General features: G+C 61.1%; 11 protein-coding genes and 1 pseudogene. 6 read left to right on the plus strand and 6 right to left on the minus strand.

Annotated features, from left to right (window positions below; genetic code table 11):
* The 6 genes and pseudogenes from AHiyo1_RS23500 to AHiyo1_RS23525 form a co-directional block, all read left to right on the plus strand.
* Positions 1 to 484: pseudogene (locus AHiyo1_RS23500) on the plus strand (integrase core domain-containing protein); the annotation flags it as partial.
* 341 nt (positions 485 to 825) lie between these two features.
* Entirely contained in the window at positions 826 to 1,194 is a 369-nt protein-coding gene (locus AHiyo1_RS23505; RefSeq protein ID WP_113990763.1) for a beta/gamma crystallin domain-containing protein, read from the plus strand.
* A gap of 166 nt (positions 1,195 to 1,360) precedes the next feature.
* Complete coding sequence (locus AHiyo1_RS23510) at positions 1,361 to 2,305, plus strand: hypothetical protein (RefSeq protein ID WP_059390231.1); 945 nt, start codon at positions 1,361 to 1,363, stop codon at positions 2,303 to 2,305.
* A complete protein-coding gene (locus AHiyo1_RS23515; RefSeq protein ID WP_059390232.1) occupies positions 2,302 to 3,522 on the plus strand; it encodes a hypothetical protein in 1,221 nt (406 codons plus the stop codon). The genes AHiyo1_RS23510 and AHiyo1_RS23515 overlap by 4 nt, the downstream gene beginning before the upstream one ends.
* Positions 3,519 to 4,247 carry an ABC transporter ATP-binding protein gene (locus tag AHiyo1_RS23520; protein ID WP_059390233.1) on the plus strand — a complete coding sequence of 243 codons (729 nt, stop codon included), beginning with the start codon at positions 3,519 to 3,521 and terminating at the stop codon, positions 4,245 to 4,247. Before AHiyo1_RS23515 ends, AHiyo1_RS23520 begins: the two co-directional genes overlap by 4 nt.
* Positions 4,228 to 5,475 carry an ABC transporter permease gene (locus AHiyo1_RS23525; RefSeq protein ID WP_059390234.1) on the plus strand — a complete coding sequence of 416 codons (1,248 nt, stop codon included), beginning with the start codon at positions 4,228 to 4,230 and terminating at the stop codon, positions 5,473 to 5,475. The genes AHiyo1_RS23520 and AHiyo1_RS23525 overlap by 20 nt, the downstream gene beginning before the upstream one ends.
* Before the next feature lie 338 nt (positions 5,476 to 5,813).
* Here the strand turns inward: AHiyo1_RS23525 and AHiyo1_RS23530 are convergent, their stop codons facing one another.
* The 6 genes from AHiyo1_RS23530 to AHiyo1_RS23550 all read right to left on the minus strand — a co-directional run.
* On the minus strand, positions 5,814 to 6,413 hold the full coding sequence (locus AHiyo1_RS23530; RefSeq protein ID WP_059390235.1) for a recombinase family protein: 600 nt from the start codon (positions 6,411 to 6,413) through the stop codon (positions 5,814 to 5,816).
* Positions 6,414 to 6,583: 170 nt separating this feature from the next.
* On the minus strand, positions 6,584 to 9,658 hold the full coding sequence (locus tag AHiyo1_RS23535; RefSeq protein ID WP_059390236.1) for a Tn3 family transposase: 3,075 nt from the start codon (positions 9,656 to 9,658) through the stop codon (positions 6,584 to 6,586).
* Between the two features lie 111 nt (positions 9,659 to 9,769).
* A complete protein-coding gene (locus tag AHiyo1_RS25245) occupies positions 9,770 to 9,925 on the minus strand; it encodes a hypothetical protein (protein ID WP_172465739.1) in 156 nt (51 codons plus the stop codon).
* A 171-nt stretch (positions 9,926 to 10,096) separates the two neighbouring features.
* Entirely contained in the window at positions 10,097 to 10,441 is a 345-nt protein-coding gene (locus AHiyo1_RS23540; protein WP_059390237.1) for a YciI family protein, read from the minus strand.
* Between the two features lie 195 nt (positions 10,442 to 10,636).
* Positions 10,637 to 11,230 (minus strand): recombinase family protein, encoded by a 594-nt coding sequence (locus tag AHiyo1_RS23545; RefSeq protein ID WP_059390238.1) that lies wholly within the window; start codon positions 11,228 to 11,230, stop codon positions 10,637 to 10,639.
* Positions 11,231 to 11,237: 7 nt separating this feature from the next.
* Positions 11,238 to 11,602: recombinase family protein (locus AHiyo1_RS23550; RefSeq protein ID WP_253257580.1), on the minus strand; the 365-nt coding region annotated here is incomplete at its 5' end.

Here is an 11,602-nt window from a genome sequence, read left to right on the forward strand (position 1 = left end):
GGAAGCGGCTGACCGCCCAGTATCCGATGCATGTGGTCAGCTTCGATTTGCAGTCCGACGTGACCTCGTGCCGGGCGGCACGTCCGTTTCTTCAATGTCATCGACGAAGACAGGTCCTTCAAAGCCTCTGACGTGGTCGCGGTGCTGGAGGACATCATCGCTTTCGACCTGCGTCCGGTGTGACAACGGGCCGGAATTCACCGCCGCCGCGCTGATCGGGTGGTGCGACACCGCCGGGGTGGATACCGCGTTCATCGACCCGGGATCACCCTGGCAGAACGGCTTCATCGAATCCTTCAACGCCCAATTCAGAAGGGAACAACTCTCCGGAGAAATCATGGACACCATGGCCGAAGCGCAGTATTTGGCCGAGGAATGGAAAGCTATCTACAATCATGAACGGCCCCACGGATCCCAGGACGGCATGACGCCGAAACGATACTGGGAAAACTGGACGCAAGGAAACCAATTAGCTATTGCATAATCGCTGGACTGCTAACGGAGCCCGACCAGTGTGATTGGGTATCGAAAATCGTAATGTCCGGGAACCAGAGGCGTGCGAACTTGCACTATCGCACTCTGGGCGCATACGATCCGATCGTTTGAAGGGGTACGCAGGGAAATAAGATCGGCTTTGTGGGCTGACCCGCCGTCTCCCAGGAGAACAGAAACGCGTTCAGGCTACAGCTTGATCGTTCCTTCGTACCGAAGAAATCCCATTTTTGTCCTCCTCGGCTAACCGCGCACCGCGCTCTCATAAACGTTAATCCTGGAGGGACGCACTCACATCACCCTGCCCAATGACAAGTCCATAGGGGGACAACAATGAAACTTGCTCAGCATCTTCAACCAACGATGCGCAAAGCCGCTGTTAGCCTCACCGGCGTCTGTCTGGCAGCGGGAATGCTTTTCGGAGGTGCCGCTGCTGCCAATGCCGCAAATCAGGTGGACTGTGCAGGGCGAACAGACTGGTACATACTCATGAGCGACACCGAAGAGCAGTGCTTCGCGAATTACGGCGACCTGAACATGTACATGCAATATGTCAGCACGATCTCGACGGGCAACAACGACGGATGGGTCACGTTCTACGACTACATAGAAGGCGCTTGGTATGACTCGGCCTACCGCCCCCACTGGTATACCGGCAACTTCAACAGTCCTGTCGAAGTCACTTGGGTGCACCTGCGCTGATCTCGCCCTGAGATCAAGACCGAAGACAAGCTCCAACACCGCAACTCAGCTCTGGTCTTGTCTGGTCTTTGAAACCCATTCTCCCTGTCGAACCCCTCTGAGGTCTTCTCTCGTGCTTCTTACCCCAAGTCTTGCTCGGCTGCTTCCGGCAGCGGTCGTCGGTGCCATGGCTCTCGCCGGATGCGCTCCGGCGACAGTCTCTGCGTCCGCCCATCAGACCCTTGCCGGGCCGTCGCGCAGCGCCCAGGCCCCACCCAAGCCGACGGCTGGTCCTGACGACCCCTACAACGTTTTCCTCGCCGGCGATCTGCTGAGCATTAACAGCGCCATCCAGGAACTGCAGTATCGCTGCTACGCCAAGGCCGGCTACCCGCAATTCCTGGATGTACTGCCCGCCCAAAAGGCAAACAGCTTCCGATCGATGGCCGCCACCCCTGATTTCGCGCAGACGTTTGCTTCCTTCGCCGAATTGCCTTGGTTTCCCTCGGAGGAGTACGCCCGAGCTGCGGGCTATGGGCACAGCTTCGAGGCTCGTGACCCATTCGTGCAGATACAGGACAAGTCGTTCGGAGACACACTAAAGCAGTGCCGATCCGAGGCATATGGGGCGATTTCGGGGTCCGAGACGCTCGTGCAGGACTACACCTCCCTCGGCAACACCCTTTCGGGAGCTCTGGCCGCGGCTGCCAAAGAGAATCAGGACGAGCTCACCAAGAAGGTCTTCGCCTGCATGGTCAACGGGAAATACCCGGTGGATCCAAATGGCCCGAACAAGCAGCCGGTGTGGGGCGTAGACTTCGGCGTGCCTCTGGGAACGCAGCCACCTATCCCGCGACCGAGCGTGTCGGGATCATTGAACTCCACTGTGCGGGTGATCCCTGCAGTTCCGGCTGCGAACTACGTTCCGACGCAGCAGGAGTCGGAATCGGCTGCGGCAATGTACCAATGCTCTATCGACTCAGGCGTACACACGGTGTGGGTGCAGAAGATGACCGAAGCGAAGCACGCAGCTGTTGCCAAGAATGAGACCGCTCTTACCGAGATGGGTCCGAAGATCCATTCATCGGCAAAGGCGGCCGCCCTGGCGGTGCAGTCCCAGCCATCGTCATGAGGACGGGCAAGCGCACCCTAAGGGTTCGGCTGGTCGTTCTCGGGTTCTTCTCCCTGACTGTCGTTTTCGGGATGATCGTGCTGGGGTCGATGGTCCTGCCCGTCTTCAGGACGCCCCAGCAGGCCGTTGCGGACGCCGCCCCTCCGCCGGCGACGCCGATCACCTATAAGGTCGAACAGAGGGCATTGAAGAGCTCGGTCCTCATGCGCGGCACCGTCGCGGCAGGGGCAACTGTGGACATTAAGCCGGACGACGCACTTGTAGCAGCCTCGATGGTAGTAACAGGACTTCCGAGCACGGGTTCGAACGAACTGCAAGAGGGCGCTGCGCTAGTCGAGGTCGATGGAGAGCCCCTCATCGCCTTCGCCTGGCCCTTCCCCGCCTACCGGGACATCCATGACGGAGACACCGGACCAGATGTGAAGGGGCTGCAGAACTCCCTCAACGCACTCTCACTTCCCACCGGAACAACGGGGGTGTTCGACTGGCTCACACAGGAGGGTGTGGCCGAGCTCTACCAGAGCCTCGGCTATCCAGTCCCTAGGCAGGATGCCACGACCGCTCAGAGATCCTCGGGGGGAGCACAGTCCTCTTCGTCGGGCTCGAACAGCTCGGACACATCCACAGCCCGAGGCACCCCAAAGGTCTACCTGCCCGCCCGGGACGTGGTTTCGGTGCCCAAGTCCGCCAGCCGCCTGACGGAGGTCCCACTGCACGTCGGCCAGAAGATCGCCGCGGACGCCATCCTTGCCCGCCTTGACGGGACCCAGAATGCGGCGATCGCGACCACCACCCCGGACCGAGCCAACAAGGTGTCCGCGGGCAGCCAGGGCACCCTCACCGCCAACGGGGACTCATTTCCTGTAAAGGTGACCGCCGTCGGTGCTGCCCCTACAGACGTATCCGGCCTAGGTAACGGGATCAGGGTGGACCTCTCCTTCACGGACCCGAAGGTGATCCCGCCGGTCACGGGCGTAGGCACGACCGTCAAGGTGGAGATCATCACCGGTCCGGACACTGGGGCCGGGCTCGTCTTGCCAGTGACCGCCATCTACTCCGCAACTGACGGTTCCACCTACGTCGTACCGGCAGGCGCGGCCGGCTCGAGGATCCCCGTCACAGTCAAAGAGAATATCGACGGCTGGGTGGAACTGGCAACGGGGTCCAACCTTCGAGAAGGCGATACCGTCGTCCTCGGGATGGAGAACGGTCCGTGACGTCAGCGGACCACTGCCCCGACACGACGCCTGCACCGCCCATCGTGGAGCTGGGTGATGTCAGCAAGATCTACGGGACCAACAGCCGGGCAAGCGTACTGGCGGGAATAGACCTTCGGATCGAACGAGGCGAAGCACTGGCCATTGTTGGTCCTTCCGGGTCCGGCAAATCAACCTTGCTGAACATCATCGGCATGCTCGACCTTCCTACAGGGGGCAGCTACACGTTCGATGGGATCGACGTGATGGCGCTCGATGAACGCACAAGGGGTGCAATACGGGGCGCCCGCCTCGGTTTCATCTTCCAAGCCTTTCACCTCCTGCCGAGAAGGACCGTTGTGGAGAACATCGAACTCGGGTTGCTCTACTCCGGAATGCGTCGGAAAGCACGACGGGCGCGGGTCGAAGAGTCGATCGAATCCCTCGGTTTGGCCCACCGGCGCGATGCATTTGCATCTGAGCTATCCGGAGGAGAAAAGCAACGCACTGCCATCGCCCGTGCCGTCTGCTCCCAACCCGACTTGCTCCTCTGCGACGAGCCGACAGGCAACCTCGACTCGGAGAACACCCGCAACGTGATGCAGTCACTGAAAGGTCTGAACGACCAAGGACAGACTCTTGTCGTAGTGACCCATGACCTTGAGGTGGCCGCGCTGGCCCATCGCATCGTCGATGTCACCGACGGCCGGCTGACTGGAGTGCCACATGATCCTGCGAAAGGCTAGACCCTCACCGCACGATCCCCCACGACCGGGCCGGCTCTTCCTCGTAGACCTCTTGCGTGAGGCCTGGTGGTCAGTCAACCGAAACCTCGGGCGCACGGTCACTGCAGCTCTCGGGGCCACCCTTGGCTGCGCCGCCTTCGTCGCTACTCTTGGACTCACAGGGACTGTGGGACACCAGATTTCGACATCATTCGATATCAGGCGGGCAACCGAAGTGACTGTGAGTACCGCGAGCACCATAAGCACCCAAGACATCGACAGCCTGACTCCCGCATGGTTCACTCCCTCTGCTTTAGAAAGGGCGCGAACCATCTCGGGGATAGTCCACGCCGGCCGGATCACGACCCTCAGCAGCATCGCGGTCCGTCGGCTCTTCGTGCAGCCGGACGCACCTGATAACGCAGACATCTTCGCGGTCGACACCGAAGCCCTCGCTGCCATCTCGCCTCACGTGACCAGTGGACGCATCTTCGACAACGGTCACCTCACAAGAGGAGACCCAGTATGCATGCTCTCGAAGACGGTCGCCCAACGCCTCGGAGTAGCGAGTGCAGGCACCACCATCTTCATCGGGGACAGTGCGATCTCGGTAATAGGGATCTACTCGGATGTCAGCCGAGTCCCAGATGCTGCGGCTGCAATCCTGCTCCCGATCAGCTACGAGAAGGCAAACCCCATAGCCGCGGGACAGACTCCGGCCAATGAGGTTTTTGTCGAGACCCTGCCCGGTGCTGCAGCCCAGGTCGGCCGCCAGATTCCGCTTGCACTCGCACCTGACCAACCGGCGTCCCTGGTTGTAACTGCCCCTCCCGACCCGACCACCCTCAGATTGGAAGTTGAGGGGAGCGTGACACTCCTGAGTCTCCTCGTGAGCTTGATGATCCTGGTGATCGGCGCCGTCTCGATCGGGAACACAACAGCGATTGGAGTCGTCCTCCGGACCTCAGAGATCGGGCTCCGTCGTGCTCTAGGGGCGCGGCGGCGCGATATCTTCCTCCAGATCCTGACGGAGACATCCGCCCTGGGACTGCTCGGGGGGCTATTCGGCTCGGCGTTGGGAACGTTGGCCGTGATCGTCGTGGCGCTTATCCAGCACTGGGTACCTGTCCTTGATCCCCTCGTGGCCGCGTCGTCGATCGGGGCCGGGACCGTCTCGGGTCTTGCGGCAGGGCTGGTGCCGGCGTTCCGGGCAACGGCGATCAGTCCCGCACTTGCTCTGACCCGCTAACTAGGTCCTAGTGCGAGCCGGAGCAAGCATCGCGGTCCCGGTGAGCTCCCTGACCATCGGTTCGATCGGTCGGCCAGAGCCACGAGCACGGCGAGAATAGAGAACGTACCGCCTCATCAGGGCATTCTCCACAGAGTTAGGGCCGGACCCCCAGCCCCGACCTCGGCCTCGACGCCCGCAAACCCCTCACCGACACCCAGATCACCGAGGTCTCCCACTGGCGCACCCGCGACAAAGCCCTCGCTACCGCCACCGCCCGTGCAGAGGCAGTCCGGACCGCAAAGCTTAAGAGATAACCCCCCACTGTCCGAGATCTCCACGCAGCTCAGAACGGTCAGTCACGTTTTAGCGGCTTGTTTTGGGCTTTGGTCGATTTGAGGGCTTGCCAGGGTGAGTGTTTTGTGGACGACGCCGATTGATATGCCGAGGTTGTTGGCGATGGTTCTGATGGACTCGCCGCGTTCGCGTCGCGCCAGGATGGCAGCTCGTTTGTCGTCGTCAACCACGGGGCGTCGACCTCCGACACGGCCGTTCCGGCGGGCGGCCTCCAGGCCGTTCTTGGTTTTGGCTGAGATATCGCGGCGGCGGTCTTCTGACAGGGCCAGGGCGATATCGAGGATGAAGGAACGCTGGGTGTGTTCGCCGGCGGCGATCCCGGCGAGGACTTTGACGGCGATGCCGTGTTGGAACAGGTCGTTCAGGACGATGAGGCCTTCGAGGAGGTTGCGTCCGAGTCGGTCGACTTCGTGGATGGCGAGCATTCCTCCGGGAGGTACTTGCGAGATTGCTTCCAGCAGGACCGGCCGGTCCTTGGTTGCCAGTTTGCCGCTGGCTTTTTCTTCGAAGACTTTCCAGCAGATCGGCTCCAGTGCATTGTGCTGCCGGGCGGTGTTCTGTTTATCGGTACTGACCCGGACCAGGCCGACGAGGATTGACATGCGCGTTACCTATTCGTTCATCAAACATTGTTTTCAACCATGATGAACACTACTAGTTGATGAACGGCCAGATGAACGTTCGGTGGTGTGTTTCGTGTCCTTGCGGGCCGGGGCGTGGTGGTGTTCGGGAGACGATCGTTTGATGAACAGATGGAGAGCCTCGATGCTGGTCATGTCTCGTCGTCTTCATCGGCGTCAGGATCGCGTAGGTCGCGGATCGTGCCGGGCGGGAGTTCAGGTGCAGTGAAGGCGTACGTTCCGTGGACGCCAAGGTGGGAGTGGACGAACGGTGACAGACGTGCGACGTCTTCATCCTTGATCGGGTACCCCTGAGCCTGGAGGCTGGTGACTGCGGCGTCGAGGTAGCGGGTCGTCCACAGCGTGACACAGTTCAAGACGAGGCCAAGGGCTCCGAGCTGGTTTTCCAGGCCGCGTTCGTAGTGGTGATAGAGCTCGCCTTTCTTGCCATGGCAGATCTTGCGAGCCAGGGAATGGCGGTTTTCCTGGAGATTCCGGATGTCTTTGATGTCGCGGCGGTAGGACTCGTCGGTGTCGATGTAGCTGAGGATGTGCAGCGTCTTGAAGATCCGACCATAGGAGGCGATCGCTTCGCCGAGGGCAGTGGGATGGCCGTCACGTTGGAGCATCGCCACGACGTCGTAGGCGCGCACCGCACCGGTATAGATCGAGGCTGTCACCCGCAGGATGTCTTCCCAGTTCCTGCCGATCTTGGTCAAGTCGACACGCCCGCGCACGAAAGTGTTCAGCTGGCCGTAGTCGGCGCCCCTGTTGATGCGCCAGCCTTTTTGGTCAGGCAAGTCTGCGAGAGCGGGCCGGTACGAGATGCCCAGGAGGGCCAGGAGCCCGAAGACGAGGTCGCTGTAGGATCCGGTGTCGGTGACGACGATTTCGGGTAGTTCGCCGCCGTCGAGGCCGAAGATGACGTCGACCATGTGCAGTGAGTCGCGGATCGTTCCGGAGACGACTTTGGCGCCGCGGCCCATGCCGCGGTCGTTGATGGCGTTGAGCCAGGTCATGCCCCGTTTGGAACCGAAGTACTTGCGGTTGGGACGCGCGAAGGTGGCAGGGACAGGGACGACGAAACGCATGCCGTCGACAGCGGCAACCATGCCGCCGCCCCAAGCCTGCGCCAAAGGGAGGGCAGCTTGGGCGTCAACAAGCGGGGTGTTGGCTGCTGAGAGAGTCTCTGGGCGGAAGTAGTTCTGGTAGACGTGTGAGAGCCTGGATCGTTCCAAGGCCGGGGTTCCCTTGCTCGCGATTGGACGGTACCCGACGTTCAGCGAGTGGGCTGTCAGGCATGCCGCGACCGACACCGGTAGGTCTGTCATCCGTGACCGTGACCCAGACGCTGCGGTGAAGGCCTCTTGCAGCTGCGGTACCCAATTCATGACCTCGAGGATCGCTTCGGGAATCTCAACGCGTGGCAACATCGCGGTGGTGCGGGTCCTCAGATCCACTAAAGACGGCGGTTCCTCAACAGCTCTGAGACCCGTCAAGTGAATCTTTCCATCTTCATCAATGCGTGCGTCGGGATTAGCGACCAGTCTTCCTCCGACCCTGCGCAAAGTCTCATCGAGGGCATCGGCGTGTTCTACCAGCAATGTTTCCGGGGACGCGGGAAGCCCGAGTGCGGTCAACGTTTCTGCGCGCATGCCCTGCCACCGTTCACCGTCTAAGAGCGCGGCTTGGGGGTTACGCCACCGCGTGGACGCCTCGGCGAAAACTTCCCGCCGTTTAAGACAGCGCCAGAATCGTTCCAGAACGCACAAGGCATACGCGTGCCGGTTGACCGCCCCGGCCTCGTAGACGGGACTGCCGAACACCAGGTGTTTCCACGACCCACTCACAACACCGGCATCGATTAGATCCCCTGGAATCAACGGCGCGGATAAGCGGCTGCGATGAGCAAGAACCCCTGGCAATGCTGTCATCGCTGCCAGGACCTGCGCGCCTTCGGCGTTTGCCCCGAATTCGATGACCTCGGTCAGGACCTTCAAAAAACCCGACACAGTCGGGAAACGCTTAACCAGTTCAGAACGCCAATCATCGCCGGCATCTGCATCCGCTGGTGGCACTTCTTCGTTGACCACAGCCAGCGCCGCACGCAACTGATCACGCGAGACAACGTCCTCGATAGCGCTCCAGATCTGCTCGAGTCTCACCGTTCCGTCGGTTCCGCTCCACCCCTCCGCAGCAAACAACGCCTCCACAGCCACAGCAAGGCGAGCAGAGGCTTTCGCCAAACGCGGATGCTTACGGAGCCGGTCCTTATCGGATGCGTTACGTGCCTTAGCCAGCAGCTCGGTGGTCATCAACAGATCCAGTAGCTCCAAAGCATCATCGATCGCCTTGCCCTCCACATGCCGCACCGTGGCCAGCAATGTAGCGACCCGACGGGCAGGCGGGTGGCGGCGCAACATCGAAGCATCCGCACGCATCCCATACTTCACCAACTCAACCAACCGCTGAGACGGGACCCTGGCCTCTAAATCAACCCGTGCGAAGCCGAACCCAGCGATTTCGGCCACCAAATCCAAGGCCTTGATGATCGTCGGCCCCGATGCGCGCGGGACCACGCCCTTGCGCCATCGTTCCAGATCAGACACCCGCGAGCCCGGTGCGACTTCCACCAGCCGGTCCAGGACACGTCGCTGATCAACCGTTACCAACGACGCCAACGCGCCCCACAACCGCTCAGTGGCTTCCTTGCGAACCCGAGCGACCAGACGCGCCAACGTGGACACACCAGGTAGCAGCACTCTGCGCTGACGCAGCCACACCACCCCGTCGCTGAAGATCCCCTTCGGGCCATCTCCCGAGGTCCACGCACGCGCGGCCGCCCACTCAGTGAAGTCAGCCTCCGCAGCGGAGAAATCCCGCCACCCATCCGCCTCACGAATTAGCAGCTGATGCTCGAATAACGTAGTCCGCCGCTCGAGATACTTTTTAACGACCGACGGATCACCAATCCCTAATTGCCCGGCCACGAAATCCAGGACAACCACCGGCACATCTAACGGGTCCTCCAAAAACGTCCCGAGCCACCGGGCAGTCACCAGCTGCAACGCGAACCCGAGCCGAGAGTACTCACCCCGACGACCAGCGACCAAGACCAAATCCGCATCATCGAGAAAGAACACACGCTCCAAATCAGCCCGCGCCGGCACGCCGGCGAAACGCCCAAACGCGGCAGCCTCATCATCAGTCAGGAACTCAACCGGCACTCAGCCAATCTAAACCACCCCAGCCCGACACGCATCAGAACGGTCACTCACGCCAAGAACGACCAACGAGCACTCTAAACGTGACTGACCGTTCCATTGCGGCTCAGCCCCCTAGTCTTCGGGCCGGTCCCAGGAGTCCGGTCGGGCTGGGTAGTCCAGGGCGTACGTCAGTCGCACCCATTGAAGGGCGTCGCCGATGTCGTTGTGGTCGTCGGGTAGGACTTCACCTTCCACTGCTTTGCCGCGGGTGTGCTCGATACCAGCCATGATTTTCCTTGCTCGCTCCCCTCCCAGGGGGGGTCGCCGTAATATCGGGGAAAAATCGGGCGGATATGGCTTAGCCCACCTGAAGCTGCCTAGCACGCCAACCCTATGGGCGTCGCAGTCTCGTAGTTTCATGGGACGCAGGCCGGGACCTCGATGCAGGATATTCGAGTATCAATACCAGGGATCCGGAATTTGTCCTGCATGGCCGAGCAGGCGGCAAGCCATAGGCCCGCGGGTCGGTTCAAAGGCCGTGATCTCGTACCGGGCTAGTCCGGCGCGGAAAAACGGGTCATTCCTAATGAGATTCAGCAGTCCTTCACGGCTTGTTCCCTTCGCCAGAATGACGCCCCCGTTTCTCGGGATCATTGGACCCGAAGCGAGGAAGTCACCGGATTGGAAGTGCTCGTCAAGCCAAGAACGATGATCCGCCAGATGTTCCTCGATCTCCGGTAGCGGAACCGTGTACGTAAGTGTGATCACGAAACTCACGGTCTGGTCCTCGTTGGTGTCCCCCATGATGCCGTTTCCCTCCGAAGGTGTAGATCAGGCGATCCTATCCGAGGCGACGTTGGCTAACGTCATGGACACTTCGCAGTCGCACCGATGGCAGAAAACGAACTTTATTGTGTCGTAGGGATCGGGTTTTGGTCTTTCTGCGGCACTCTTTGGCCTGTCTTCTGCAGGGTCATCGTAGGGTCGGCGTCGCGGTGGTCAGGAGCGCTCGGGTTTGAGGCTGGTTGTTTTGATGTTGCGGTAGATGGTCATGGGGGTAACGGCGCAGGACTGGGCGATTTCGGCCATGGTGAATTGCTGTGCGTCGTACATGCGCTGGGCTTTGTTGATGAGCTCGGGGGTCATTTTGGGTTTGCGTCCGCCTTTGCTTCCCCTGGCGCGGGCCGCTATCAGGCCGGTCTGGGTGCGTTCGCGGATGAGTGCGGCTTCGTATTCGGCCATGAGCGCGAACATCCCGAAGACGAGTTTGCCGTGCGCGGTAGTGGTGTCCACGATTCCGTTGGTGGGTGACTGGACACCGATACCGCGTTCGTCGAGGGTGGTGACGATGTCGATGAGGTCACGCAGGTTCCGTCCGAGCCTGTCGATTTTCCAGACGACGAGAGTGTCGCCGTCCCGGAGGTGCTCAAGTGCTTTGTCCAGTCCGGGCCGTGAGGCCTTGGCGCCGCTGATCGTGTCGGTGTAGATCTTCTGGCAGCCGGCGGCTGTGAGCGCATCTTGTTGCAGGGTGAGGTTTTGGTCGGTGGTGCTGACCCTGGCGTTAGTTTTGCGGTTTGCGCGTGTCTCACGCACTCCCTGATCACGCGATCGGCGTCGCGCGCTGGATGGCCCGGTAAACCGTGGACCGGGCAACTTTGAAGATCTCGGCGATCTCGGTTGTGGTGTGCTCTCCAGCCCGATGGAGGGCGACTAGATGGGCCTCTTGGGATTTGGAGAGCTTGGGCTTCTTGCCCCGGAGCTTGCCTTTTGCCTTCGCAACGGCCATGCCCTCGCGGGTTCGGGCGCGGATGAGGTCGGCTTCAAACTCAGCGACCATGCCCAGGACGTTGAACAGGAGCTTGCCCACCGGGTCGTTGGGGTCATAGATGCTTCCACCGAGGTTCAGACTCACTCCCTTGCGGGTGAGTTCATCGGCGATGTCCCGCGCATCCGGCAGCGACCGCG

The organism is Arthrobacter sp. Hiyo1, from assembly GCF_001263615.2.
Lineage (GTDB): Bacteria > Actinomycetota > Actinomycetes > Actinomycetales > Micrococcaceae > Arthrobacter.

What these genes read in the sequence shown, in the direction of transcription:
- AHiyo1_RS23525 (WP_059390234.1), top strand. Translation starts at nt 4,228, where the DNA reads ATGATCCTGCGAAAGGCTAGACCCTCACCGCACGATCCCCCACGACCG.
- AHiyo1_RS23510 (WP_059390231.1), top strand. Translation starts at nt 1,361, where the DNA reads ATGGCTCTCGCCGGATGCGCTCCGGCGACAGTCTCTGCGTCCGCCCAT.
- AHiyo1_RS23515 (WP_059390232.1), top strand. Translation starts at nt 2,302, where the DNA reads ATGAGGACGGGCAAGCGCACCCTAAGGGTTCGGCTGGTCGTTCTCGGG.
- AHiyo1_RS25245 (WP_172465739.1), bottom strand. Translation starts at nt 9,925, where the DNA reads ATGGCTGGTATCGAGCACACCCGCGGCAAAGCAGTGGAAGGTGAAGTC.
- AHiyo1_RS23530 (WP_059390235.1), bottom strand. Translation starts at nt 6,413, where the DNA reads ATGTCAATCCTCGTCGGCCTGGTCCGGGTCAGTACCGATAAACAGAAC.
- AHiyo1_RS23505 (WP_113990763.1), top strand. Translation starts at nt 826, where the DNA reads ATGAAACTTGCTCAGCATCTTCAACCAACGATGCGCAAAGCCGCTGTT.
- AHiyo1_RS23540 (WP_059390237.1), bottom strand. Translation starts at nt 10,441, where the DNA reads ATGGGGGACACCAACGAGGACCAGACCGTGAGTTTCGTGATCACACTT.